Genomic DNA, 25,579 nt, shown 5'->3' with positions numbered 1-25,579 from the left:
GGTCAGGCCGCGAAACGCAGGGTATTGCGGCCTGAATTCTTCGCTTCGTACAGGGCTTTGTCCGCCCTTCTGAGGAGGGTGTCCGCGTCACAGCCTGGGCTGAACGTAGCGACGCCAACGCTGATCGTGGCTGAGGGCAGTGCGGCGTTGTTTTTATCCGCGCGCTCGATACTGGTGCGCACGCGTTCGGCGACGCTGCGGGCGGTTGCCGCGTCGGCGATCGGTAGGATGATGACAAATTCCTCCCCACCCAGGCGGCCGACAAGGTCTTGTTCCCGAACCGAGCGGGCTACTGTCTGCGCCACGTGAACGATAATCTCGTCGCCGACATCATGTCCATAGGTGTCGTTGATCGCCTTGAACCGGTCGATGTCGAAGATTGCGACCGACATCGCCTCTCCCGTCGACTCTGCCAGCTCCACGGCTTCGGTCAGGGCGGCGATTGTACGGCGACGGTTCGGCAAATCGGTCAGTTCGTCGGTATTGGCCAGGCGCAGGGCGGCTGCCGTCGCCTCCTCCGCCAGTTCGCGCGCTTCCAGCAATTGCGCCCGCGCCTGAACTTCCCTGGTGATATCGCGGAAGATACCGAACATTGCAGTCGCTTCGCCCTTCATGTTGAATTCTGGCTGCCCATAGGACCGGACGATGCGGATGCTGCCGTCCGGACGCACGATCCTGCCCTCGAAATCGAAGGGCGCGCCTGTCGCCATGCTTTTTTCCAGGACCGCCTCAATTGCGATACGATCTTCCTCTAGAAAGGCGTTCAGGCCCTCGTTTGGAACCACCGCCGATCCTTGGGGCAGGCCGTAAATGCGATACACTTCGGGCGACCAGAAAAGGGTTTTCTGAACCATGTTCAAGCGCCAATGACCCACGGCGGCGATCATTTCCGCCTGGCTGAGCATCGTGTTGGCGTTTTCCAATTTGCGAATCAGCCGCGTACGCGCATTCAGCAGCACCGCTATCGGGAACGCACTGAGCAGCAGGACCAGCAAGTAGAATTGCAGGAAATAGAACCGCATCGCCTCGGTGCCGCCGATGAACTGAATGGGGCCGCTCCCCTCTCCTGTCAGGAAGGCGCCGGTGATGGCGACGATCATTACGCTGGCGGCGGCACCGAATGGACCCAGCCGATAGGTTGCGGCCAGAACCGCAAACGGCGGCAGAAACAGGATCGGCAGCGATGTCTGGCCAAAGGTGATGATGGACACTGCCAGCGTCGCCAGACCGATCAACGTCGCCTCTGATGCAGTTTTGCGCACGATGTCCGCGCGCGTGCCGCGTTCCGTCAGGCTGACCAACGCCAGCAGCAGTGGCGTCGTGATCATCATGCCCAGGAAAACCGTGCACATCCATGAGAGGAAGAACCCTGTCGTGCCACCGGTCAGGAATGTTGCCAGGGTGGCGCTGAGCAGTCCTGCAATGGCAGACGCCCCCAACAGGCGAATCAGCGAACCGATACGGAGAACGGACACATGCCGCGCGCCCTCCTGACGCAGCAACGTAGCTGCCAGAAGTCCTTCGCAGATGTTCGCGATCGTATATGCAGCAGCGACCGGCGCGCTGGCGCCGCCCACCATATTCGCTGCAACGCTGGCAATGGCAACCGTTGCTAAATAGCCCGGCCAGTGGCCCCGCCATGACAGGATCAGCGTCGCCAGCAGAACGCCGCTGGCTGGCCAGATCGTGGCGATGCCGCCCAGGTTCCTTGTCAGCAGAATTCCAAGAACGGCCGCGCCGAAATAGGCGGCGCCCAACGAACCGCAGAGCACCAACTGGCGCCTGCGTGGTAATCCAAGCACACTCATCCGCAAATGGGTAAACGCGCACGGTTTATTCTAGGTTAATGCAAAAATCCGGTCGTGTTGCCCCCGTTTGAATTTAGGGGCTCTTCAACTTGATGAACCTGCGGCATCGCTCTAACGGGCATCGCTCACCTCGGAAAAAACGGGATATCCCATGCGCCTCACCATGATCGGCACCGGCTATGTCGGCCTTGTTTCGGGGGCCTGCTTTTCGGAATTCGGCCATCACGTCGTCTGTGTCGACGTCAATCCGAAAATCGTGGAGCGACTTCAGGCGGGCGAAATTCCGATTTACGAGCCAGGTCTCGACAGATTGGTTGCACGCAATGTGGAGGCGGGGCGTCTGCGCTTCACCACCGATTTGGACGAAGCGGTTGGCGATGCGGACGCGGTGTTCATCGCCGTGGGCACGCCCTCCCGGCGCGGCGACGGCCATGCCGATCTGTCGTTCGTATATGCCGCCGCCGAACAGGTCGCGCGGGCGGCCCCCTCCCCCTGCCTGATCGTGAACAAGTCGACAGTGCCGGTCGGCACCGGCCGAGAGGTTGAGGCAATCGTCCGGCGCACCGCCCCCGAAAAGGCAATCAGCGTTGCCTCCAATCCCGAATTTCTGCGGGAAGGGTCGGCCATCAAGGATTTCATGCACCCCGACCGCGTGGTTTGCGGCGTTGCCGACGAACATGCGGAGCGCATCCTGCGCGGCATCTACCGGCCCCTGTCTCTGCGCGACGTTAAGATCCAGTTTGCGGAGCGGGAAACGGCGGAAGTCATTAAATATGCCGCAAATGCATTTCTGGCGGTGAAAATAAGTTATATCAATGAGATGGCTGATCTTTGCGAACAGGTCGGCGCCAATGTGCAAGAGGTTGCGAAGGGCATCGGCCTCGACAATCGCATCGGTCCCAAATTCCTGCATCCCGGGCCTGGCTATGGCGGATCCTGCTTTCCTAAGGACACGCTGGCGCTGCTGAGAACTTCGGAGGAGGCGGGAACGCCGCTGAAAATCGTGCAGGCTACGGTCGACGTAAACAATGCGCGGAAACGCGCCATGGCGGACCGGGTGGTAAAGGCGCTGGGCGGAAATGCGAAGGGTAAGCGGGTTGCGGCGCTCGGCCTCGCCTTCAAACCGAATACGGATGACATGCGCGATTCGCCGTCGCTCGACATTCTTGCCGCACTGATCGAGGCGGGAGCCACCGTGGTCGCGCACGATCCGGCGGCCATGGAAGCGGCGGCGCCTTTATTGCCCGCGGTTGAAATGGCTGGCTCGGCCTATGATGCGCTGGCCGGGGCGGATGCCGCCGTTCTGATCACGGAATGGAACGAATATCGTGCCCTGGATCTGCAGAAGGTGAAATCAGCTATGGCGTCGCCCGTTTTCGTTGACCTTCGAAATGTCTACCCTCCCGAGGATATGCGAAGTGCCGGGTTTACCTATTCCAGCATTGGGCGCTCATAAAACCATAGGGCGCTTGTCCGTGGGCCGGACAGGTTCGCGTTAATTTTCGAACAGGAGCCGCCGGCATGCCCCACGCTTTTCATCTGGCTCGCCCCCTCATCTTCCGCATGGATGCGGAGCGGGCGCACCGGGCGACGATCTCCGTCCTGAAATCCGGACTTCTGCCCGCCCGGCGGTTTGTCGATCCTGCGCTTGAAACAAATGTCGCCGGACTCAGCTTCCTGAATCCCCTGGGTATGGCAGCCGGATTCGACAAGAATGCGGAGGTGCCGGGCGCACTGTTGGGATTGGGTTTTGGTTTCGTCGAGGTAGGGACGCTGACCCCTCGCGCCCAAGAGGGCAATCCGAAGCCGCGCATCTTTCGCCTGAAGGCTGATCGCGCCGTCATCAATCGACTGGGATTCAATAATGACGGCATCGACCGGACAATAAAGCGCCTGCGCCGTCGCGCCTATCGGGCACCCGGCGGGGAAATGATCGGTGGCCGGGGCCGGATCGGCGTCAATGTGGGCGCCAACAAGCATTCGTCCGACCGTATTGCAGACTATGTGATGGGCGTCGAAAAGGCGGCAGGCGTCGCAGACTATCTGACCGTGAATATTTCCAGCCCGAATACGCCGGGATTGCGGGAACTGCAGTCCCGCGATGCCCTTTCGGAGCTCCTCACCCGCACTCTTGCGGCGCGCGGAGGACGCGACATACCACTATTTGTGAAGGTTGCGCCCGATTTGTCCGACACCGACGTTGCCGACATAGCCAAAGTCGCGGGCGAGACTGGTGTCAGCGGCATCATCATCTCCAACACGACCACGGATCGGCCTGTCGATTTGAAATCGCGCCAGCGCGAGGAGGAGGGCGGCCTGTCGGGACGGCCGCTGACCGCCCCGGCCCTGGCGCGGCTGAAGGACTTTCGGCAGGCCGTCGGACCAGACCTGCCCCTGATCGGGGTCGGGGGCATTTCCAACGCTGACGACGCCTATGCCCGCATCCGTGCGGGGGCCAGCCTGATCCAGCTATATACTGCCATGGTGTACGAGGGGCCCGGTCTGCCTAACCGCATATTGAAGGGCCTGGCGGCACATTTGAAGGCGGACGGCTTTCAGTGCCTCGCGGATGCCGTCGGAGCCGATTTGTAAACCAACCAGATTCAGTCGCCCGTCAGGATACGGTCCACCAACTGTTTCACAGTGGGCACGAACCCGTTCGAATAGAACGGATCGGTCGAAAAATGATGCGCCGAATGTCCGGCGAACATCAGATTGTCGTCGGGATCGCCGCCATGGGCGATGTCCTGCAGCGTCTTCTGAATGCAGAAGCTGCGCGGGTCGGCGAGGCGCCCCGTCGAGTGCTTCTCATTATGTTCGGCCCAGGAAGAAAATTTGCACTGCGATAGACAGCCCATGCAATCGGCCTGATCCTTTCGCAGGATCTTCGCCATCTCCTCTGTTTCGAACACCAGCGTATCGTCCGGCGTTTTCATGGCGTCGGTATAGCCCTGTGCCACCCAGCCGCGGGCATGAATCAGATCGTCCTTCGTCACCCAATAGGTCTTGTTGCCCTTGAAGCCGACATCCAGCTTATGGGTGCGATGATCGCACTGGACAGTGGCAAAGGCGATCTGCCGTTCGGAGCGATGCTGCATTTCCATCAGGAACGGCGTCTTGACGGCGCTGGAATAAAATCCCGTCGGGCTGAAGGGGTGAAGCAGGATGTCGCCTTCCTTCAACAGGGGCAGACGCTCCTTCCAGATTTCCGGTATCGGACTTTCCTTCGTCAGCAGCGGACGCGATCCGAACTGAAACGCGATGGTGCCCAGCTCCGGATTGTCGATCCAATCCTCCCATTCGCGCAAATACCAGACCCCGCCCGCCATGATGATGGGAACATCGTCGGAAATGCCACCCGCGCGCATAACGTCACGCACCTCTTTTACGCGGGGATATGGATCCTGCGGGACCTTTGGGTCTTCGGCATTGGAGAGGCCATTATGCCCCCCGGCCAGCCAGGGATCCTCGTAAACGACGGCGCCAAGCCATTCCGGGTGCTTCGAATAGGATCGCTTCCAAAGGGCGCGGAAGGCACGGCCTGAAGATATGATCGGATAATAATATTTGCCATGCGTCGCGCTGATTTCCGCCAGCTTGTAGGGCATTCCTGCGCCGCATGTAACGCCGTCGACAAGAGCGCCAGCCTCGGATTCGAAGATCCCCTCCAATATGCGCTGCGCGCCGCCCATTTCCCACAGGACATTGACGTTTATGACCGCGTCGGGACCGGCGAGTTCACGCGCCTGCTTCACCTGCTCGACGCCACCATCAATGCCGTATTTCACCAGCTCTTCATGCCGGTCATCGCGGGTGCGACCGTGATAGATTTGCGGAATGATATTGCCATCTTCATCATAGCTGTCGGCATTGACGGCGCTGACGGTACCGATGCCGCCTGCGGCGGCCCACGCACCCGACGACATGCCGTTCGTGGCGCTGACGCCCTTGCCGCCCTCGACGAGGGGGAGGACGTCGTGCCCACCCATCCTGATAGTATTAACGGCCTTCATAAAAATCCTGTCTTCCCAATCCCAGGCCGATATAGGGAGACGCGCGCGCTTTAGCGACCACTATTGGCACGAATGCCGATAAAGAAGGATGGCATCATTGCCGCCGGGCGACGTGTTTCCGCGCTCTCGGTTTTCACCGCATCCAAGAGGTGCCGAAGGCGGGACGAAGACGGCGAACGCGTTCATATCGATGGTGAGACATTCTCGCCACAGTGGAATTAAATAGCCTCACACAGATACTACACCCCTCTAAGAGTGATATAAAGAACAGGCCTGAAAAGCAGGCACGACGTTTTCTTGGGGAGAATTCGATGAGACATGCACTTCTTTGCAGCGCTGCGCTTCTGGCTTTCGCTGGTCCTGCATTTGCCCAAACAGAGGTCGCGGAGACCGCCAGTGTCGATCCAACACCCGCGGTCGACGCAGAACTCGATTCGGAAGTAATCGTCGTGACCGCACAGGGACGATCGCAACAGCTTGCCGACGTTCCTATTGCCATTTCTGCCGTGTCTTCTGAACAATTGCAGAATTCGGGCGCGAACGACATCCGCGAACTCAACCAGCTCGCACCGTCGCTGCTCGTATCCTCCACCGGCAATGAATCGAATGGATCTGCTCGTATTCGTGGCATCGGCACCGTGGGCGATAATCCTGGCCTCGAAAGCTCGGTCGCCCTGTTCATCGACGGCGTTTACCGCTCGCGGACGGGCAATGGCCTTTCCGATCTGGGGCCGATCGACCGGGTCGAGGTTTTGCGCGGCCCGCAGGGAACGCTCGGCGGCCGCAATTCGTCTGCAGGCCTTCTCAACATCTTTACCGAGGCACCAAGCGATATCTTTGAAGGCTACGGTGCGGCAACCTACGGTAATTACGACCATTACAGGTTCGAGGGCGGCGTCAACGTCCCCTTGGGAGAGCGTATCGCCGCCCGCGTGGACGGGCTCTATTCAAAGCGTGACGGCTTCTATCGCGATGTTGTCAACGACACGGACGTCAATAATCGCGATCGTTACCTGATCCGCGGACAGATCGCCGCCGATCCCACGGACACGCTGTCGCTGCGCCTGATCGCGGATTATTCCAGCAAGGACGAGGCATGCTGTGCGGCGACATTCCTGCCGGCCAGCGAAGCGCCTTTGGCACGGGTGTCTCCGGCCCTTGACCAGTTCGATCCCAATGTCGCGGGTCAGCCGGGCCTGACCAGCACCGGCAACCCTATTATTCCCGTTCTTCTGGGGCTTGGGCAAAACCCGGCCGCACTCGGGGACGATATCTATGACCGCAACATCTATGTGACACCCGGCCGCTCCTATGAGGGCGAGACGGAAGATTATGGCATTTCGCTGCAGGCCGACCTGGACCTCGGAAATATCAACCTGACGTCGATCACCGCCTATCGCCAATTCGAAAACACGCAGGGAATGGATGCAGACTATACCCAGATCGATATCCTGCATCGCAATCCTGGCCCCGATGCCGGATCCCGCCGTTTCAAGACGTTCAGCCAGGAATTGCGCCTGAACGGCACCCTGTTTGACAACCGGCTCGACTGGCTGATCGGCGGCTATTACGCGCAGGAGGATCTGCTCGTCCGCGACAATCTCAGCTTTGGCGATCAATATGGGCAGTTCGCTCAGTGCCGCCTTGCGCTTGGCCTGAACGATTCGCTGTCGCCCTTCGCCGGTGGCTCCGTGGTTTCGCCGGGCAGTGCCCGCTGTCTGACGCCGACTGGTAATGCCATTCTGGGCAGTGGCGCCGTGTTCGGAGCAGCCACTCCCTCAATCCTGGCCGGTATCGACCGCCTGAACGGGATTGGCGGCCTCGGCGATTCCGATACGCGCTACATGCAGGACAGCGAGAACTTCGCCATCTTCACGCATAATATCGTGCATCTGACCGACAAACTCGATCTCACCCTGGGCGCCCGCTATACGCACGAGCAGAAAGACTTTTCAGCGGAGTTCAACAACAGCAATACCGTCTGCGCGGCAAACCGGGAGGCGCTTGGGCCGCTGCTGGCCACAGGCGCGGGTGCGTTTGCCGGCGGCATCATCGGACTCAGCTGCGTCGGCAACTCGACCTCCGAACTCAACGACTATGATCTGACCGACAGCCGGACGGAGAATGAGGTAACCGGAACGGCTATCCTGTCCTACAAGCCGGTGGACGATCTGCTTCTCTACGCCAGCTATTCCCGTGGTTACAAAGCCGGTGGCTTCAATCTCGACCGCTCCGCACTCGTCGACTCCACGATTTTCTCTTTGGCAAATCCGGCGAGCAATTTCAGCGTGTCGAACCTGCAGTTCGATCAGGAGGAAGTCGACGCGGTCGAAGTGGGTGCAAAATATGCCGCACGTGATTTTTCGGTCAGCGTTTCCGCCTTCTATCAGCGATTCAGCAATTTCCAGCTGAACACGTTTAACGGCACGGTATTCCTGGTGCAGAATATCAACAGCTGCGGCAATGACCTTGCCGGGGGCGACATGGACGGCAGCGCCGCGACCGGTAGCTGTACCGCTGACGATGTCGAGGCCGGCGTCGTTTCACGGGGCATCGAGCTGGAAGCGACGATGCGCCCCACCTCCACCGTGGACGTGAGTGCGGGTCTGACGCTGACGGACGCGGAATATAAGGATGACCTGATCGGCAGCGACAATGGTGAGCCACTCGATCCGGCCCTCCGCCTTCTCCCCGGCCAGGATCTTTCCAACGCGCCGAATTATGTAGCGACGGCATCGTTCGCATGGACGCCGCCACTCGGGGATAGCGGGCTTTCCGGGCTTTTCTATCTGAACGGACGCCTGACCGGGGATTTCAACACCGGTTCTGACCTGCTGCCCGCCAAAACCCAGGACGGCTTCTTCATCGCCAATGCCCGTATTGGCATCCGCGGCCCGGATGACCGCTGGGCGATTGAGGGCTGGGCACAGAACCTGTTCGACACGGACTACACACAGGTCGCGTTCAACACACCTGTGGTTGCCCCGCAGCAAACGTTCAGCGCGTATCTCGCCGAACCGCGCACCTATGGCGTCACGGTCCGCGGTCGGTTCTAGGCTTCGTAGCTAAAGGGAAAAGCCGGACGGAGAGCCTTATCGCTCCGTCCGGCCACCCCGCCAGATGGCGGCGGGCGCTTCATCCGCCGCACCATATTCGCGATCATCGCATGGCCGTGGCGCCTCCTGCAGATCGAGACAGAGAAACACCTCCTCCAACCAGCCGCGATTATTCAGATCGACGCCGATTGCCTGCCGGGAAAGTTGCGGGTTGGCGGTCATGAACGCCTCTCGCACATCACCTGCGGTCAGGCTGCTCTGGCGACTGAGGACGAAAAGATCTGGTCGCCGGAAACGTGACCACAGCGCGGCCGCCGTCTCATAATAATCTTCCGGGCGATCCCACTGGCACGTTCCATGGGCGGACCATTCATGCTGCAGCAGATAGGCCGACGGCATCATGCAATAGTGCGCCCGCATCGTTTCCAGCGGGACGGGCGATGCCAGAGCACAGGCGCGCGGATGCGGCCCGTCTCCCGCCTGCGGCCACAGGCCATGCAGGATAAAGCCAAATCGATTGTCGACGCACTGGCCGCGATTTTGCGGCTCATCTGAGCGGAAGCGGCAGAATTCCGGCGACCAGGACAGGGCGAGGACATAGCCGGTCGTCGCTGCATCGGGAATGTTATCCGGCGGGGTTGGCTGCGATGCCGGCACCAGGTCCGCCGGAATGACGCAGGAAGACGCCCCGGCACTGTCTGGCACGGCATTGGGCCCGCATGCCGCCAGCAGAAGGGCAAGGAAAAGGCCGGCGCCGCTACGCCCCGGCATAATCCAGGCCGATATCTACGGCTGGCGACGATTGGATGATGCGCCCCACGGAAATATAGTCGACCCCCGTTTCCGCAATCGCGCGGATCGTGGTCAGATTGACGCCGCCGGATGCTTCGGTGGGGACGCGCTTGCCGATCATCTCAACCGCCTGCCGCAGCAGATCCGGGCCCATATTGTCCAGCAACAGCCGGTCCGCCCCTGCGATCAGCGCCGGCTCGACCTGATCCAGGCGGTCCACCTCCACCACGATGTCGGTCAGGCCCGCTGCCTTTGCGCGGCGCACCGCCTCAGCGACGGAGCCGGCAATTGCGACATGATTGTCCTTGATCATCGGCTGATCCCCCAGCGTCATGCGATGATTGGTGATACCCCCGGTGCGAGTGGCGTATTTCTGCAATCTGCGCAGGCCGGGATGCGTTTTCCGTGTGTCGAGCACCACAGCGCCCGTCCCCGCGACGGCTTCGGCATAGCTGCGCGCGGCGGTCGCGATGCCGCTGAGATGCTGCACGGTGTTAAGCGCGGGCCGTTCCGCCGTCAGCAGCGCGCGCGCATTGCCCGAAATGCGCATCAGCGCCGCGCCCGCACCCACCGGCGCGCCCTCTGGCTGCATGATATCGATCTGGCAATCGGGATCGCGCCTGCGGAAGAAGGCTTCGGCCAGAGGCAATCCGCAGACGATGATTGCGTCACGGCTTTCCATCACCGCCACCAGCCCTGCATCTGCGGGGATGACGGCGGCAGAGGTCACGTCCCCCCTGTCGCCCGCGTCTTCTGCAAGCGCGCGGGTAATGAAATCATCAAGGTCGAAGCCGGATAAGGTGAAGGTCATGCGGTCGCCTTTTCCTTGCCTAGCGAAACTTGTCCAGCGCCGGAGGGGATTCTGAAACCACGGTGTCAAAGCGCGCGCCACAGGCCTCAACGGCTTTCAGATCGGGGCCATCCAGCGCGATCCGTGCCTGCGCCAACAAAGCGCGCGCTTCGGCCTCTAGTGCCCCCATGGCCTTCTCATTCTCCACCGCTCCGACCGCTGCGTGCGCCAGCGCCGCCAAATGGCCTTCCGCCGCACGCACGTTTGTGGCGCTGACCTGCCGGATCCGTCCCATTGTGCCCTCCAGATAGGATGCGAAGCCGAGCGGCTCGACATAGACGCGGAAACCGCCTTCCTCGCTGCGACGATAGGGTATGGGATCCGGCGTGCGGGCAATCTCCGCCAGTGCCGCCCCCAGCCATTGCATGCACGCAATTGCGGTATAGGGGTCGTTGATGCCGGGACTTAGCGCCCGCATGGCGATCTCAGTCAGTTCATCGGCGAGAAATTCGATATCCTGACTGGGCGTCCGCAGCTTTGCGACGGCAAAGGCCGAGCGGAGTTCGTCCAGGCATTCGCCCTCAGGAACCGCCATGGCATGCACATCGGCGATCGGTTGGCCGGGAACCAGGAAATCACCCGGCCGCGTCCGCAGAACCACCAACGCATCCCCGCGCTCTGCAATCAACGACAGCTTCTCCCCGTCGATGATCGACACGACGCCCGCCTCTGCCGCGAACAGGGGAAAGGACGGCCCGCGTGCCTGGTAGCGTGCGCCTGCCGCATCCAGATCCTCAGGACATACTGCATGCCCACACGTGCCGGGGAACCTTGTGCCGGCATTCTTCAGCAGGCTGCGGCCGATCTTCGAAACCGCCTGATTGATCCTCAGCGCGGAGGGGGCGTGATGCAGGAAATAAATAAGGGCGGCGACGCTGGCGAGAGCGAATACCATCGCCACAATCCCGGCAATGCCATAGCCCTGCGTGTCCTCGCGGATCGACGCATAAACGATCAGCGCATAGACGAAGGATGAAACGAAAACCCCCAGCGTCACCTGCGTCGCGCGGTCCGCCAGAAAATTCGTCAACAGGCGCGGACCATATTGCCCTGCGGCGGTGACGGATGCGGCCACGATGACGGAAAACGCTACCGCACCCGTGCCTATCGTGGCCGAAGCGATCAGGCTCATCAGATCGCGCATCGCATCGACACCCGGCGCAGGGGGAAGGCCCACAGCCTCGGCGAGGGCGGCACCCCAGCCAGGCGGCGCGGACAGGGCGGCAATGGCGATCAGCACAGTTACCGTCGCCATTACTGCCGGCAGGAACCCATAGCTTGACCTAAGCTGCGACAGCCAGTCGGTGACGGACGCGCCAAGGTCCCGCATGGCGGTGCCCTAGTCCCCGCTGCTCAGGACATCCTCGGCATAGCGCATGACGAGCGCGGCCCGATACGCTTCGCCTTCGGCATCGGCGGCACCTGCATGGCCGCCGTCGATATTCTCGAAATAATAGACCTTGTGCCCCTGTTCGGTCAGGCGCGCCGCCATCTTGCGCGCATGGCCGGGATGAACGCGGTCATCCTTTGTGGACGTATAGATCATGACGGGCGGATAGTCGGCATCCGTCCGTAGATGCTGATAGGGTGAATAGGCGCCCAGATAGGCCCATTCCTCGGGGATATCCGGATCGCCATATTCGCCGACCCACGATGCGCCCGCCAGCAGCTTGTCATAGCGCCACATGTCAGACAGCGGCACGCCCATGATAATCCCGTCGAACAAATCCGGGCGCTGCACCAGCGCCGCACCGACGACCAGCCCGCCGTTGGAACGGCCAGACGCCGCCAGGGTCGACGTCAGACCCGACGATTTCAGATCCTCGCCCACCGCGTAAAGGTCGTCATGCACCTTTTGCCGGTTCGCCTTCAGCGTCTGCGAATGCCAGGCCGGGCCATATTCGTCGCCGCCACGGATATTGGCGATGACGAAACTGTTCCCCTGCTCCAGCCAGAACAGCGCCATCGGCCCCAGGCGGGAAGGATTGTCAGTCAGATATGTCGGTAATTGCCCGCCGCGAAAGCCGCCATAGGCATGCATGATCGTCGGCAGCGGCGCGGTCGCACCGGCGGGTCGAACGACGAAATAGGGGATGCGCGTGCCGTCCTTCGACGTCGCAAAACGCTGCTCCACCTCGATCATGTCGGGATCGAATGCGGGGTCGAGACTGTCGATCAGCGCGGGCTCCGCCCCCGACTGAGTAGCATATAATGCCGGTGGGGACGCGAAATTCTCAACCGTCAGGAAGGCAATATCCGCCTGCCCGCCCGCTGCCTCAAGCGTCACGACGCTATTGTCCGGCAGCGGCACGTCAGCGGCATTCCAGTTTCGGTCAAGCGCGAGCAGGCGGCCGCTGACATCGTCGAGCAGGGAAAGATAAAGCCGGTCCGCGCCTGCCTCTATCTGGCGCACCGATTGAGACGCCGACGGCACGAAAACAGGTTCGACGCCAAATTCGCCGCGCTCGATCAGCGCCTCCAGATCATAGGCGAGGACGGTACCGGATTCGTAATCGCCCCAATCCTCGTTCAGCTGAACAATGCCCTTACCAGCAAAACCTTCGCTGACCGTGGCACTCTGCGGGATCGGCACCTTCACCAGCGTTCCGTCCGGCCGAACATGGGAATATTCATAGTCCCAGAAGGTGATATTGCGGACAAGGAGCGGGTAATTTTTACCCCGCGTCCGCAGATTGCCCACGGTGAAGCCGACATCGGTTGCCGGAATTTCCTGTAATACGGGGGCATCCTGCAATGCTATGCCGCGACGCCACAGGCGGACCTGCCGACCATAACCGGATTCGGTCAGGGAACCGGGGCCAAAGTCGCTGGCGATCAGCATCGCATCTTCGTTCAGCCAGCCATAATCATGCTTTGCGGGAGGCAGCGTGAAGCCGCCGTCCACGAAATCCCCGCGTGATACGTCGAATTCCCGCACCACGCCGGCATCGCTGCCCCCCTCAGACATGCGTACCAGACAGCGATCATATTCAGGGGCCAGGCAGGTGGCGGCGCCCCAGACCCAATTCTTGCCTTCCTTGTCGGACAGAGCATCAAGATCGAGAAGAGTGCGCCAGCCGGGCGTTCCAGCGAGATAGTCGTCGATGGTGGCGATGCGCCAAAGGCCGTGGGTGTTCGTCTCGTCGGTCCAGAAGTTCGACACCTTGTCGCCCATCACCGCATAGGGCGTGGCGATGCGTTCGGGGTTGCTAAGGATAGCCTTGGCCCGATCGCGATATGTCGCAAAGGCGGGCGATGCGGTCAGTTCCGCCGCCGTCTCCGCATTCCAGTCCCGAACCTGCGCGAGCGCGCGTTCGCCCTCAACTTCTTCCAGCCACAAATAGGGGTCATCCATCTGCGGCGCCGATGCCGTATCCCCCTCCGCCGACGTCACAGTGGCGCAGGCCGACAGACAGAGAAAAGATGCGATAAAGAGGCGCGAAACGGCGGCTTTGACAGGCGCGGTGCGACGGGCGTGTGAGATCGCCAATTCATCAATCCCCATCGACGCTGTTGATCGCGGCGGGCGCAACGGGCTGGTCTGGATCGCCCAGATCCCCCTTGCCAACCGCACTGCCCGCCATTTCCAGCATGCGTTCAAGCGGCTTCAGCGCCTTCACGCGCACCTCCTCCGACATTTCGATCCGTGGTTCCAGATCTCGCAGGGCGAAATAGAGTTTTTCCAGTGTGTTCATGGCCATGAAGGGGCACATGTTGCAATTGCAATTGCCGTCCGCGCCCGGCGCGCCGATGAATGTTTTCTGCGGTGCCGCCTTTTCCATCTGATGGATGATGTGCGGCTCCGTCGCGACGATGATCGTCTCGGCCTCATGCGCCAGCACCCAGCTGAGGATCGAGCTGGTCGATCCGACATGATCGGCATGGTCCAGAATATGCGCCGGACATTCGGGATGCGCGGCGACCGGCGCGCCGGGATGCTGCGCCTTCAGCTTGATCAGTTCCTTCTCCGAAAAGGCCTCGTGCACGATGCACGCGCCCGGCCACAGCAGCATGTCGCGCCCCGTCTTGCGGTTGAAAAAGCCGCCCAGATGGCGATCGGGCGCAAAGATGATCTTCTGATCCTTCGGCAGTTGCGACAGGATATCTTCCGCCGAGGAGGAGGTAACGATAATGTCGCTGAGCGCCTTCACCTCCGCCGAACAATTTATGTAGGTCAGCGCGATATGGTCCGGGTGCTCCTCCCGGAAACGCCTGAACTGTTCCGGCGGGCAGGAATCCTCCAGACTGCAGCCTGCATCCATGTCCGGCAGGATAACCGTTTTGTCGGGACTCAAAATCTTTGCCGTCTCCGCCATGAAACGAACGCCGCAAAACGCAATGACATCAGCATCGGTCGCAGCCGCCTTTCGGCTGAGGTCCAGGCTGTCGCCGACGAAGTCCGCCAGATCCTGGATCGCCGAATCCTGATAATAATGCGCCAGGATGACGGCGTTGCGTTCCTTCTTCAGCCGGTTGATTTCCTCGATCAGGTCAAGGCCGGCAAGGCTGTCGGCGGCACGGGCGTCCATATAGTCACTCCAAGAAATTCAGGTTCCATCCAGCTAAATGCCGGGACGTGAATGCGTTTTAATTTCGTCAGCTACCAGAGCCCACCTCGTCGGGGAAGCGCACGATGACCCGCGCCGGCACTCCTGCGGCCTCCAGCGGCAGGCGGAAGCCTCGTGCGACGGCGTCGCGGGCGGCGTCACGGGCCAGGTTCAGCATCAGCGGCGTATCCGCCTCCTGCCGCACCGCCTCGCCGACCTTGCGGCGGTTGGCGCTGTCGAGCGCCTGCTCCGCATTGCCCAGCGTCATCAGCATGCGCCCCTCGCCATATTCCCGCACCTTGGTCAGATCGACCTCGGGCGCAGAGATTTCGACGGCGGGCAGGTTCACCTGCATCGTCGACGTCTCGGCATCCCACCGGACATCGGCGGGCGTCAGCTTCGCATAGTCAATCTCATAGCGGACCGTGGCGGGCACGATCATGGTCTTTTCCGCACTAAGGCCAAGCCGTTCGGCGCGCGATGTCACCGCCACCGTGAAGCGGCCTGCAAAAACGGTCAGCCGGTTCTGCGCGCGTACCGCCTCCAGGCTCGCGGCTGCGATACTTTGGACATCCGGACCGGCATCCTCTTCTTGGTTCAGCACTGCCCAAAGCGCGCCCGCCCCGACCACCAGACCAATGAGAAGGGCGAAGAGCGTACGCATCAGGCCACCAGACGCCATTCGGCGCCCTCGCCTCTTTCAACCAGATTGCGCCGTTCCAGATCGATCAGGTGCGCTAGGACCGACCGCCCGGCCGCGGGGTGCAGCGCCTTCGACACCATGGCGTACATCGCCGCCACCATGCCGGGAATTTCACGCGGGCCGTCGGCAAGCAATTTCAGGATCTGCGTCTCCCTCTGCCGCCGGTGGACCAGATAGCCGCGCACCAGCTTCTGCGGATTTTCAACCGGGTCGCCATGCGTGGGATAATAGATGGCTTCCCCGCGCTGCTGCAGCTTTTTCAAGCTGCTCAGATAGGCGGTCATATCGCCGTCAGGGGGTGAGACCACGGACGTCGACCACCCCATGATATGATCGCCGGAAAACAGCGCCTGCTCTTCGTCCAGCGCGAAACACAGATGGTTGGACGTATGACCAGGCGTGTGAACGGCGGTCAGCGTCCAGTCCGGCCCCGATACGCTTTCACCGTCCGACAGCACGCGGTCCGGCGAATAGGTGGCGTCGAATGCGGCGTCGGATCGCGGCCCGTCGTCTTCCAGGACAAGTTCCGCACAGCCCGCAATCTGCGCTCCCGTCGCCTGCTGCAGACGTACGGCCAACGGGGAGTGGTCCCTGTGGGTATGCGTTACGAGAATGTGGCTGACGGTCTCCCCCTCCGTGGCGGAGAGGATCGCCGCAAGATGATCATCTTCGTCGGGGCCGGGGTCGATCACCGCCACCGTATCATTTCCCACGATATAGGTTCCGGTGCCCAGATAGGTGAAGGCGCTGGGATTCTTCGCGAGAACCCGGCGCACACGCGGGGTCATGCGGTCTGCCTTGCCATAGGGCGCGGCGGCGATGGCGTCGTCGATGCTCATGGGGAATAGGTGGCGGGCCGGGACCCGATTGGCAAGAGTATGACGTTGCGCAGTAGCCCTGAATGGAAACGGCCGGATGGACAGGAGGCGAAGCCCTGTCGATCCGGCCGAGTTAATCAAACGCTACCTTTACAAGATGCGCAAGCATCACTCTAAAAACCGCTCGCAAAAGAGATTGTTCCTCAAATTTGGGATTTTTTGATCAAAGAGGCTGCACCTCGTTGAACGGAGTATCCTTTGGCGGTCGCAGATCACCGGGCAAGCCGAGAACGCGTTCCGCGATGATATTCCTAAGGATTTCGTCGGTTCCGCCAGCGATGCGCAGGCCGGCAGCCCAGAAATAACTGTCCTGCAAACGGGCCAGATCGCTGCCGTCCTCGCCCGTCAGGAACCCCGCGCTTTCCGATAGATCCAATGCGAAGCGGCTGATTTCCTGCATTTGCCGGGCGACGACCAGTTTCGCGATCGACTGTTCCGGGCCAGGCGTTTTTCCCTGTGAAAGGGCGGAAAGGGCGCGCTGCTGTGTCAGCGCCACGCCGCGGTCATTGATATAGGCCTGGGCAATCCTTTCGCGCACATCCGCCTGTTGCACCGCCGGTCCACGCGCCGTTTCGGTTATCGCGGCGACCCTCATCAACATCGACCAGTCCGGCGAATTTCGCGGCTTTCCGCCCACGGCCAGACGCTCGTTCATCAGGGTCGTCAGTGCGACCTGCCAGCCCTCCCCTTCCGCGCCCAGCCGCCAGGCATCCGGAATGCGCACATCGTCGAAAAACACTTCGTTGAAATCCGAAGCGCCCGACATTTGTTTCAGCGGGCGACATTCGACGCCTTCGGCGTGCATGTCGACGATGAACATGGTGAGCCCTTTATGCTTGGGGGCGCCTGCATCAGTGCGTGTGATGATGATGCCATAATCGCAAAGATGCGCATTGGTGGTCCACACCTTCTGACCGTTGACGATCCAGTCCGTCCCGTCCCTGACGGCTTTCGCGCGAATGCCGGCAAGATCGGACCCGGCGCTTGGCTCGGAGAACAGCTGGCACCATATCTCGTCACCCTCCAGCGCCCGGGGGACGAACCGCTGGATCACGTCCGGGCTGCCATGGGTGAAGACCGTCGGGATACACATGCCGAGGCCGATATCGTACAGCCCTGTAGGCGCGGCGCTCCTGCTTTCTTCCTGGCTGAAGATGATCGCCTCAATCGGCGCCCTGCTCTGGCCACCGAATTTCTTCGGCCAGGTAATACCGGCATAACCGCCGCCATATTTCTTCTTCTGCCAGCCGCGCTGCCGTGCCACATATTCCTCTGGCGTCTTGGCTGGCGGCAGCCCTTCATATTCCGCCGCATTCTCTGCGATCCACGCGCGGACCCGTGCACGCAGGGCTGCCTCTTCGCGATTATCATTGAAATCCATGTCGCGCTCCTACGCCGTTTCCGCGTTTCTTTGTTCCAGCGCGCGTACCAGCCGCTCCGACCAGAATCCCCGGCTGCCCAGCCCCGCACTCAGCGCGCGCGCGCGGCGATAATAGAATTGGCAATCGGATTCCCATGTGAAGCCGATCCCGCCATGTATCTGCACATTTTCCTCTGCCGTGAAGGTCAGGGCATCCAGGCTGGCGGTACGCACGGCAGCCGCAGCCTGCCGCAATTCCGGCGCATCGGCCGCAAAGGCCCAGGCGCCGTGCATGGCATGCGCCATGGCGAGCTGCTGTTTCACATACATGTCCGCCGCCTTGTGCTTGACGGCCTGATAGCGGCCGATCCTCTGTCCGAAGGCGACCCGCTCACGGGCGTAAGTCACCGCCATGGTCATTGCGGCATCCTGCGTTCCGATCGCTTCAAAGGAGGTGAGTACCGCCGCCTTGTCCAGAAAGTCCGAAAATGCGGATGTGCCGCCCATCGGCTCTGCGCGCGCTCCATCCAGCGCGATACGACCGTGGGGACGCACCAGGTCCAACACGTCCACCCGCTCCACTGCCGCCGCGTCCTGCGCCAGGTCGACCAAATATAGGCGCGGCCCATCATCCCCCGCCACGGTCAGCGCGGCGACATGCGCAATGGGCGCATCGGCAACGGGAACCTTCGTGCCCACCAGTCCCCCTTTTGCCATGCGGGTGTCCGGCATTGCGGTGGGCAGCTGGCTGCGGCCCTCACCCCAGCCAAAGCAACCGATGACCGAACCGTCGGCGATGCCGGGCAGCCAGCGTTCCTGCTGTTGCGGCGTTCCCGCGACCAGCAGCGCCTCAGTGAACAACAGCGTCGACATCAGCGGCACGGGCGCCAGGCTACGCCCCGCCTCTTCCGCGATCAGGCATATTTCTTCCGCGCCGAGACCCAGGCCGCCATGCGCCTCGGGAACGCGCAGCGCGGTCAGCCCAAGGTCCACGATCCCCGACCACATCTTGGTGTCAAAGGCGCGCTCTTCGTCATTCAATATCCGGCGGGCCGCATCCGGTCCCGCCTCTGCATCGAAAAACCGGCGGGCCTGCGCCTGCAGCTCCCGCGCTTCTTCGGAAAAGTCGAAATTCATGCGGGTCTCCTGAAACGGAAGCCCCCCTTATGAACGCAGCAGACGCGCGTCAGCGACCCTTAGTTTGAAGGGGTCGGCCGCAAAAGCCGACCGCCCTCCCGGGGGGGGGGGGGGGGGCGGCGAACAGGCTATTCGCGCAGGTCCGCCCCTACGGCCTTCTTGGCCGCCGCCACGACTTTTGCCGACAGCGCCACAATATCCTCATCGGTGAAGCTCTTTTCACCGGGCTGCATCGTCACCCTGACCGCGACGGAGACCTTGCCTGGCGGCACGCCTTCGCCCGTGAAGCGGTCGAAGAGGCGCGCGCCCGTAATCGCCTTTTTGTCCGCTGAGGCACAGGCCCGCACCAGATCGGCGGCGGCGACTTCCTGATCGACCAGAAAGGCAAAGTCGCGGTTGATGCTTTGCAGGGCGGGGGGTGCGAATGGCGGCCTGCTACGCTTCGCCTTCGACACGGGCAAGGCATCCAGGAAGATTTCGCAAACAGCGATTCGGCCCTTCAGGTCGAAGGCCTTGGCAACGCGTGGGTGCAGCTCGCCAAATTCGGCCAGAACTGTCTTCGGGCCCAGTCGCAGCGTGCCGGACCGGCCCGGATGGTACCAGTCGGCCGCGCCGCGCATCACCTGCAGTTTCTCCACCGGGGCGCCCGCCGCAGCGAGTGCCGCCATGGCTTCGGCCTTGGCATCGAATATGTCGAAGCCGCGTGCCGCCCCGTCGCGCCAGTCCTTTTCGCGCGCCGCCCCGGTCATGACGACACCGATGGTAGGATGCTCGCTGTCGGCGAGATAACGGCGCGCGACCTCGAACAGGCGCACGCCCTGTGCCCCGCGGTTCAGGTTCGCCGCGGCCGCCGACAGAATCCCGGGCAGCACCGACGGCTGCATGACCGCCAGATCGGTGGAAATGGGATTGGCCAGCCGGTGTGTGCCGCCGCCGAAATGGCGGGCCTGCTCATCGGAGATGAAGCTCCAGGTGACAGCCTCGTCCAGCCCGCGGGCCGCCAGCGCACGTCGCGTCCGACGCTCGATCAGCTGAGCTGCCGTTGCGGTCGGCTGCGCCACCCCCTCGGCACGCGGCAGCGGCGTCGATGGAATATTGTCCAGGCCGTGAACGCGAATCACCTCCTCGACCAGATCGGGTGCACCGTCGACATCCTGACGCCATGTCGGCACCGCGACAGTCCACGTGGCGCCCTCCTCCACGGTGAAGCCCAGTCGTGACAGCGTTTCTGCCTGCTGCTGCCGCGGAATATCGAGACCCGACAGCGACGCGCAGAGACTGGGATCATAGCGTACCAGCCGCTGTTCCGTCGGTGCATTACCGGCGGCAATCCGCTCCGATGCCTCGCCCCCGGCCAAGTCCATGATCATGCTGGTGGCCAGGTCCAGCCCCGCTGGCAAGAAGGCGGGATCGACGCCTCGCTCAAATCGTGCACGCGCGTCGGAATTCAGATTCAGCTTTGCACCCGTCTTGCGGATACCGACGGGATCAAAATAGGCGCACTCGATCAGAACATCCGTCGTCGTTGCATCGACACCCGTGCGGGCACCGCCCATGATACCGCCAATGTCGTGCACACCGGTGTCGTCGGCCAGCACGGTCATGCTCTCATCCAGGGCATAGCTCTTGTCGTTCAGAGCGACGACGCTCTCTCCCGCACGCGCCTTGCGCGCCACCAGCGGACCAGTAAGCTTCGCTACATCATAAACGTGCAGTGGCCGGCCACGGTCGAACATGATGTAATTTGTTATGTCGACCAGTACGTCGATCGGCTTCTGGCCGATGGCGGTCAGCCGGCGTTTCAGCCAGTCCGGGCTTTCGCCGTTCCTGACACCACGGACGACCCGCGCATGAAGGGCGGGACAGCCATCCACATCATCGGTCCGTACTTCTACCGGGCAAGGAAAACTGCCCTTCACACGTTCGATCGCCCCCTGTTTCAGCGTGCCGAGGCCCGCCGCCGCCAGATCGCGCGCAATGCCATGAATGCTTAGAGCATCCTGCCGGTTCGGTGTGATCTCGATCTCGATCACCGGATCGTCGAGGCCGGCATATTCCGCAAAGGGGGTGCCGACCGGCGCGTCGGCAGCCAGATCGATGATCCCGTCATGATCCTCGGACAGTTCCAGTTCCCGCTCCGACACCATCATCCCGCGGGACGCGACCCCGCGAATGCTCGTCGGCTTCAGGATCAAGTCGGTGCCTGGAACATAGCTTCCCTCCGGCGCGAAAACGCCTTTCATCCCGGCGCGGGCATTAGGGGCGCCGCAGACCACCTGCACGGGGTCGCCAGAACCGGTGTTGACGGACAGGACCTGCAGCTTGTCGGCATCAGGATGCCGGTCCGCCGTCAGCACCTCGGCAATGCGGAAAGCAGACAGCTTTTCCGCCGGATTTTCGACGCCGGCAACTTCCAGGCCCAGCGTGGTCAGCTTGCCGACGATCTCTTCCAGGGACGCAGTCGTCTCCAGATGGTCCTTCAACCAGGAAAGCGTGAACTTCATGCGCCGACTCCTCCGGACAGCGTGGGAACGCTGAAAGGGCTAAATCCGTAATGGCGGATCCACCGCAGATCGCCGTCGAAGAAGGCCCGCAGGTCGGTCATGCCGTATTTCAGCATCGCAAGCCGGTCGATACCGACGCCAAAGGCGAACCCCTGCCATTCATTGGGGTCGAGGTTGCACATCTCGATCACGCGGCGGTTGACCATCCCCGAACCCAGGATCTCCAGCCATTCGCGGCCCTCTTCATCGCCGCTGCCGCCGATTGAGAGCGTCCCACCGGCAAAGGAACAGCCGACATCGACCTCCGCCGATGGCTCGGTGAACGGGAAATAGCTGGGACGGAAACGCAGCACGACGTCATCGACCTCGAAAAATGCCTTCACGAAGGTTTCCAGCGTCCATTTCAGATGACCCATGGTGATGTCACGATCGATGACCAGCCCCTCGATCTGGTGAAACATGGGCGTGTGCGTGGCATCGGAATCGGAACGATAAACACGGCCGGGTGCGATGATGCGTATCGGCGGCGCCTCCGACATCATGGTACGGATCTGCACCGGGCTGGTATGCGTGCGCAGCAGCTTTGGCGCGCCCTCTCCCTCTGCGGGAAAGTAGAAAGTGTCGTGCATCGCGCGCGCCGGATGGTGTTCCGGAATGTTCAGCGCGGTGAAATTGTGCCAGTCATCCTCGATCTCCGGGCCGCTTTTGACGGCAAAGCCCAGATCGGCGAAAATTTCCGCCAGTTCGTCCATGACCTGGCTGATCGGATGGATGTGGCCCGGCAGGCGATCCGCGACTGGCAGGGTGATGTCGACGGACTCCGCAGCCAGGCGATCGTCGAGCTCCGCATCTTCCAGCGTCACCTTGCGGGTCTGAATGGCGTCCTGCACCGTCTGCCGCATATTGTTGAGAGCCGCGCCGACGGTCTTGCGCTCCTCCGGCGTCATCTTACCCAGCGTTTTCATGCGCGCGGTGATCGCGCCCTGCTTGCCCAGCGCTTCGATGCGGATCGTCTCCACATCCGCAGGCGTCGCTGCGGCGTCGATCCGGGACAGCCAGTCGGCACTTTCTTTGTCGATGTCGCTGCTCATGGTTCGGGTCCTCGAAAACGAAAAAGGCGCGCGGTGTCGGTCCCGAACGGACCGGCCACCGCGCGCCTTCTAAAAGCTGCTGCCTGTAGGTCTAGGCGGCTTTATCGAGTGCGGCCTGGGCCTGCTTGACGATGGCCTTGAAGCTGTCCGCCTCTTCCATCGCCAGACCCGCCAGCACCTTACGGTCCAGATCGATGCCGGCCAGCTTCAGGCCGTGCATGAACGTCGAATAGGTCAGGCCGTCTTCGCGGACCGACGCATTGATGCGCTGGATCCAGAGCGCACGGAAATTGCGCTTCCGCACCTTTCTGTCGCGATAGGCGTACTGCCCCGCTTTATCGACGGCGGCGATCGCCGTGCGGATGGTATTCTTGCGGCGACCGGAAAAGCCCTTCGCCTGCTTCAGGATTTTCTTGTGGCGGGCTTGCGTCGTAACGCCCCGTTTGATGCGTGCCATATATCTTACTCCGCTTCACTTCGTGGCGGCTGGGCCGCCCTTACATCACAGGCCGTACGGCGCCCATTTCTTGATGGCCGGCGTATCGCACTTGGCCAGCAGCTTGGTGCCGCGATTCGTGCGGATATATTTGGCATTATGGCTCGAAAGGCGGTGGCGCTTGCCGACCACGCCGTGCTTTACCTTGCCGGTGGCGGTGATTTTGAAGCGTTTCTTGACGCCGCTCTTGGTCTTTAGCTTGGGCATTTTCGTCTCCTGATGTGTAGAACGATAAAAAACCGCCACGGCAGCCCACACTGGCCGGACGGTTCACGTCGAAGGCGTTGCAATAGGAGTGCAGGGATGAAAAAGCAACCGATTCCCCGGGGCGGCGTTCCGCTTCCATGACAAGCCACGTGCGCCGTTCCTTCCATGCCCCGATCGGTTGGACGCTCGGTATAGTGGCCAGTCTTGTCGGCATCATCGCTCTCCTCTGGCTGATCCTCTTCATCACCAAGGGCCGCTTTCTTCAGGAGCCGTTCGAGACATATGCTTCGGATCAGTTGGGCCGCCCAGTCGCGATCGCCGGTAATTTCCAGCTTTATTCCAATCCCCACATAAAGTTCGTTGCGGGGGGGCTGACCGCCGCCAATCCCGACTGGGCGCAGAACGAAAACCTGGCCGATGTAGAGCGCGTCGAGCTGTCCATCGACATACTGCGCGCGATCTTCGGCGATATGCTGTTCCGTTATGTCGATCTGGATCAGGCCCAGTTCGCGCTGGAATGGAACGAGGACGGCAGCGCGAACAGCTGGACCTTTGGCGAGGAAGAGCCGGAGCCGTTCACGATGCCGGTGATCCGGCGTGCCGATGTACGCGGCACACGCCTGCGCTACCGCGACCCGGTCATGCGCCTGTTCACGCAGATCGGTTTCCAGCCGATAGAGGCGAGCGAGAGCCGTGTCGGCAAGTCGATCGGCTTTTCCGGCGGCGGCATGTCACACGGCACGGCCTTTCTCGTTTCCGGCAAACTGGACAGTCCGAACGCCACCATCGCCGGGGGCCGTAACGAGCTGACAGCCAATATCGAGGTTGGCGACAGCCGCATCGATATTTCTGGAACCCTACCTGGCGTGACAGAATTGGAGGGGAGCGACCTTTCCGTGCGCGCACGCGGATCGAATCTGATGGTGCCAATGCAGTTACTCGCCATTGCCGTTCCCGAAACCCGCAGCTTCGATCTGAACGGCAAGGTCACGAAGGCAGGCGATGAGTGGCGCTTCACGAATATCACCGGCACGTTCGGCGACAGCGACCTTGCCGGGCGCATGACCGTCCGTACCGGCGGCGAGCGAGTTTTCCTAAGTGCGGACCTCAGGTCGGACAGGCTCGATATCATCGATGCCGGCCCCTGGATCGGTTACGATCCGGCACGTTTAGCGGCAGAGGGCGCGGATGGAATCGTGACCAACGAAGGCGGACGCCCGCGCGTTTTTCCCGATGCGCCCCTGAATTCCGATGGTTTGTCACTGCTGGACGTCGACCTGAAATATGCGGCGGCAAATGTCCTGACCAGAACGATCCCGATTACCAATCTCAGCCTGAATCTTGCGCTCGACAATCGCCTTCTGACGCTGAAACCAGTCAGCTTCGATCTTGCCGGCGGAACGCTGACCGCGAACATAGATCTCGACGCGCGCGAATCGCCGGTAAAGACCATCTACGACATCCGCCTCAGCCCGGTGCGCCTGTCGGATCTTTTGACCGGCTTCGATATTGAGGGAACGGGAACGACCGGCACCATGCGTGCGCGCATCGATCTGACCGGCTTTGGCGACAGCGTTCGTGAATCACTCGGCAGTTCCTCCGGGCGCGCAGCTTTCGTGCTGCCGCGTGGCAGTCTGCGCATAGGCAGGGGGGAACTCGTCGAGCTTGATATTGGCGACTTCCTGGAGGCGGCGATCAGCGATGATTTGAAGAAACCGGCGGACATTCGCTGCGGCCTCGTCGCCTTTACCTTCCGGCGCGGCGTCGGCACGACCGATCCTATCTTCATCGACACGGAAAAAGCGGTCATCCGCGGCGGCGGCAACCTGTCCCTGCGCGACGAGAGCGTGAATCTGGCCATCGAAGCCGATTCGAAGAATTTCAGCATATTTTCCGGGCAATCTCCCATCGGCATCGATGGATATATCGCTGAGCCGTCCGTGCATCCTGTATCGCGAAAACTGCTCGGTCGGGCGGCGGCGGGCATCGCGCTCGGGGTTGTGGCATCGCCAATCGCCGCCCTTGCCGCCTTCGTCGATCTGGGGGATGAGGAAGATACGGATTGCCGGCCTGTTCTTGCCGGCGCTTCCGGCACCGAGGTCAAGGCTGCGGACGACGCGGCTGAGGACTGAGTTTC

At 61.8% G+C, this 25,579-nt stretch carries 19 protein-coding genes; 4 read left to right on the top strand and 15 right to left on the bottom strand.

The genetic code is table 11. The features are described 5' to 3' along the window. Positions 1–2: 2 nt before the first annotated feature. A complete protein-coding gene (locus tag ACSMXM_RS15870; protein ID WP_460317407.1) occupies positions 3–1,772 on the bottom strand; it encodes a sensor domain-containing diguanylate cyclase in 1,770 nt (589 codons plus the stop codon). Between the two features lie 187 nt (positions 1,773–1,959). On the opposite strand from ACSMXM_RS15870, the gene ACSMXM_RS15865 reads away from it, so the two are divergent. Together ACSMXM_RS15865 and ACSMXM_RS15860 are read left to right on the top strand one after the other, a co-directional pair. After that, positions 1,960–3,264 carry a UDP-glucose dehydrogenase family protein gene (locus tag ACSMXM_RS15865; RefSeq protein WP_460317406.1) on the top strand — a complete coding sequence of 435 codons (1,305 nt, stop codon included), beginning with the start codon at positions 1,960–1,962 and terminating at the stop codon, positions 3,262–3,264. A 65-nt stretch (positions 3,265–3,329) separates the two neighbouring features. Then, complete coding sequence (locus tag ACSMXM_RS15860; RefSeq protein ID WP_460317405.1) at positions 3,330–4,400, top strand: quinone-dependent dihydroorotate dehydrogenase; 1,071 nt, start codon at positions 3,330–3,332, stop codon at positions 4,398–4,400. A gap of 11 nt (positions 4,401–4,411) precedes the next feature. Here the strand turns inward: ACSMXM_RS15860 and ACSMXM_RS15855 are convergent, their stop codons facing one another. Continuing rightward, positions 4,412–5,821, bottom strand: a complete 1,410-nt coding sequence (locus ACSMXM_RS15855) for an NAD(P)H-dependent flavin oxidoreductase (protein ID WP_460317404.1) — start codon at positions 5,819–5,821, stop codon at positions 4,412–4,414. A 311-nt stretch (positions 5,822–6,132) separates the two neighbouring features. Here ACSMXM_RS15855 and ACSMXM_RS15850 point away from each other — a divergent pair, with 311 nt between their 5' ends. Next, positions 6,133–8,877 carry a TonB-dependent receptor gene (locus ACSMXM_RS15850; protein WP_460317403.1) on the top strand — a complete coding sequence of 915 codons (2,745 nt, stop codon included), beginning with the start codon at positions 6,133–6,135 and terminating at the stop codon, positions 8,875–8,877. Positions 8,878–8,913: 36 nt separating this feature from the next. Here the strand turns inward: ACSMXM_RS15850 and ACSMXM_RS15845 are convergent, their stop codons facing one another. The 13 genes from ACSMXM_RS15845 to rpmI all read right to left on the bottom strand — a co-directional run bounded on the left by ACSMXM_RS15845 (position 8,914) and on the right by rpmI (position 23,442). Further along, complete coding sequence (locus ACSMXM_RS15845) at positions 8,914–9,648, bottom strand: ribonuclease T2 family protein (protein ID WP_460317402.1); 735 nt, start codon at positions 9,646–9,648, stop codon at positions 8,914–8,916. Beyond that, positions 9,635–10,480 (bottom strand): carboxylating nicotinate-nucleotide diphosphorylase, encoded by an 846-nt coding sequence (gene nadC / locus ACSMXM_RS15840; RefSeq protein ID WP_460317401.1) that lies wholly within the window; start codon positions 10,478–10,480, stop codon positions 9,635–9,637. The genes ACSMXM_RS15845 and nadC overlap by 14 nt, the downstream gene beginning before the upstream one ends. Positions 10,481–10,499: 19 nt before the next feature. Further along, positions 10,500–11,849, bottom strand: a complete 1,350-nt coding sequence (locus tag ACSMXM_RS15835; protein WP_460317400.1) for a DUF2254 domain-containing protein — start codon at positions 11,847–11,849, stop codon at positions 10,500–10,502. 9 nt (positions 11,850–11,858) lie between these two features. Continuing rightward, positions 11,859–14,009, bottom strand: coding sequence for a prolyl oligopeptidase family serine peptidase (locus ACSMXM_RS15830; protein ID WP_460317399.1), 2,151 nt, complete (start codon positions 14,007–14,009; stop codon positions 11,859–11,861). Between the two features lie 4 nt (positions 14,010–14,013). Then, positions 14,014–15,048 (bottom strand): quinolinate synthase NadA, encoded by a 1,035-nt coding sequence (nadA, locus tag ACSMXM_RS15825; RefSeq protein WP_460317398.1) that lies wholly within the window; start codon positions 15,046–15,048, stop codon positions 14,014–14,016. A 67-nt stretch (positions 15,049–15,115) separates the two neighbouring features. Next, complete coding sequence (locus tag ACSMXM_RS15820; protein ID WP_460317397.1) at positions 15,116–15,748, bottom strand: DUF4230 domain-containing protein; 633 nt, start codon at positions 15,746–15,748, stop codon at positions 15,116–15,118. Beyond that, positions 15,730–16,608, bottom strand: coding sequence for an MBL fold metallo-hydrolase (locus tag ACSMXM_RS15815; protein ID WP_460317396.1), 879 nt, complete (start codon positions 16,606–16,608; stop codon positions 15,730–15,732). The genes ACSMXM_RS15820 and ACSMXM_RS15815 overlap by 19 nt, the downstream gene beginning before the upstream one ends. Before the next feature lie 202 nt (positions 16,609–16,810). Then, positions 16,811–18,028 (bottom strand): acyl-CoA dehydrogenase family protein, encoded by a 1,218-nt coding sequence (locus tag ACSMXM_RS15810; RefSeq protein WP_460317395.1) that lies wholly within the window; start codon positions 18,026–18,028, stop codon positions 16,811–16,813. 9 nt (positions 18,029–18,037) lie between these two features. Next, complete coding sequence (locus tag ACSMXM_RS15805; protein ID WP_460317394.1) at positions 18,038–19,144, bottom strand: acyl-CoA dehydrogenase family protein; 1,107 nt, start codon at positions 19,142–19,144, stop codon at positions 18,038–18,040. Positions 19,145–19,272: 128 nt separating this feature from the next. After that, complete coding sequence (gene pheT / locus ACSMXM_RS15800) at positions 19,273–21,648, bottom strand: phenylalanine--tRNA ligase subunit beta (protein ID WP_460317393.1); 2,376 nt, start codon at positions 21,646–21,648, stop codon at positions 19,273–19,275. Continuing rightward, positions 21,645–22,739 carry a phenylalanine--tRNA ligase subunit alpha gene (pheS, locus tag ACSMXM_RS15795; protein WP_460317392.1) on the bottom strand — a complete coding sequence of 365 codons (1,095 nt, stop codon included), beginning with the start codon at positions 22,737–22,739 and terminating at the stop codon, positions 21,645–21,647. Before pheS ends, pheT begins: the two co-directional genes overlap by 4 nt. A gap of 91 nt (positions 22,740–22,830) precedes the next feature. After that, positions 22,831–23,196 carry a 50S ribosomal protein L20 gene (gene rplT / locus ACSMXM_RS15790; RefSeq protein ID WP_460317391.1) on the bottom strand — a complete coding sequence of 122 codons (366 nt, stop codon included), beginning with the start codon at positions 23,194–23,196 and terminating at the stop codon, positions 22,831–22,833. Positions 23,197–23,241: 45 nt separating this feature from the next. After that, positions 23,242–23,442, bottom strand: coding sequence for a 50S ribosomal protein L35 (gene rpmI, locus ACSMXM_RS15785; protein ID WP_460317390.1), 201 nt, complete (start codon positions 23,440–23,442; stop codon positions 23,242–23,244). Positions 23,443–23,591: 149 nt separating this feature from the next. Here rpmI and ACSMXM_RS15780 point away from each other — a divergent pair, with 149 nt between their 5' ends. Beyond that, positions 23,592–25,574: an AsmA family protein gene (locus ACSMXM_RS15780; RefSeq protein WP_460317388.1), complete on the top strand. Its 1,983-nt coding sequence runs from the start codon at positions 23,592–23,594 to the stop codon at positions 25,572–25,574. Positions 25,575–25,579 lie beyond the last annotated feature (5 nt).

The organism is Pacificimonas sp. ICDLI1SI03 (genome assembly GCF_054740865.1).
The sequence above is the reverse complement of the archived record's forward strand: the minus strand, read 5'-3'. Positions and strand labels throughout refer to the sequence as shown.

Excerpts from the sequence above, each read along its gene's own strand:
- ACSMXM_RS15855 (WP_460317404.1), bottom strand. The coding sequence starts at position 5,821 with ATGAAGGCCGTTAATACTATCAGGATGGGTGGGCACGACGTCCTCCCC.
- pheS (WP_460317392.1), bottom strand. The coding sequence starts at position 22,739 with ATGAGCAGCGACATCGACAAAGAAAGTGCCGACTGGCTGTCCCGGATC.
- ACSMXM_RS15850 (WP_460317403.1), top strand. The coding sequence starts at position 6,133 with ATGAGACATGCACTTCTTTGCAGCGCTGCGCTTCTGGCTTTCGCTGGT.
- nadC (WP_460317401.1), bottom strand. The coding sequence starts at position 10,480 with ATGACCTTCACCTTATCCGGCTTCGACCTTGATGATTTCATTACCCGC.
- ACSMXM_RS15815 (WP_460317396.1), bottom strand. The coding sequence starts at position 16,608 with ATGAGCATCGACGACGCCATCGCCGCCGCGCCCTATGGCAAGGCAGAC.
- ACSMXM_RS15845 (WP_460317402.1), bottom strand. The coding sequence starts at position 9,648 with ATGCCGGGGCGTAGCGGCGCCGGCCTTTTCCTTGCCCTTCTGCTGGCG.
- rpmI (WP_460317390.1), bottom strand. The coding sequence starts at position 23,442 with ATGCCCAAGCTAAAGACCAAGAGCGGCGTCAAGAAACGCTTCAAAATC.
- nadA (WP_460317398.1), bottom strand. The coding sequence starts at position 15,048 with ATGGACGCCCGTGCCGCCGACAGCCTTGCCGGCCTTGACCTGATCGAG.
- ACSMXM_RS15835 (WP_460317400.1), bottom strand. The coding sequence starts at position 11,849 with ATGCGGGACCTTGGCGCGTCCGTCACCGACTGGCTGTCGCAGCTTAGG.
- pheT (WP_460317393.1), bottom strand. The coding sequence starts at position 21,648 with ATGAAGTTCACGCTTTCCTGGTTGAAGGACCATCTGGAGACGACTGCG.
- ACSMXM_RS15820 (WP_460317397.1), bottom strand. The coding sequence starts at position 15,748 with ATGGCGTCTGGTGGCCTGATGCGTACGCTCTTCGCCCTTCTCATTGGT.
- ACSMXM_RS15860 (WP_460317405.1), top strand. The coding sequence starts at position 3,330 with ATGCCCCACGCTTTTCATCTGGCTCGCCCCCTCATCTTCCGCATGGAT.
- ACSMXM_RS15805 (WP_460317394.1), bottom strand. The coding sequence starts at position 19,144 with ATGAATTTCGACTTTTCCGAAGAAGCGCGGGAGCTGCAGGCGCAGGCC.
- ACSMXM_RS15865 (WP_460317406.1), top strand. The coding sequence starts at position 1,960 with ATGCGCCTCACCATGATCGGCACCGGCTATGTCGGCCTTGTTTCGGGG.
- ACSMXM_RS15810 (WP_460317395.1), bottom strand. The coding sequence starts at position 18,028 with ATGGATTTCAATGATAATCGCGAAGAGGCAGCCCTGCGTGCACGGGTC.
- rplT (WP_460317391.1), bottom strand. The coding sequence starts at position 23,196 with ATGGCACGCATCAAACGGGGCGTTACGACGCAAGCCCGCCACAAGAAA.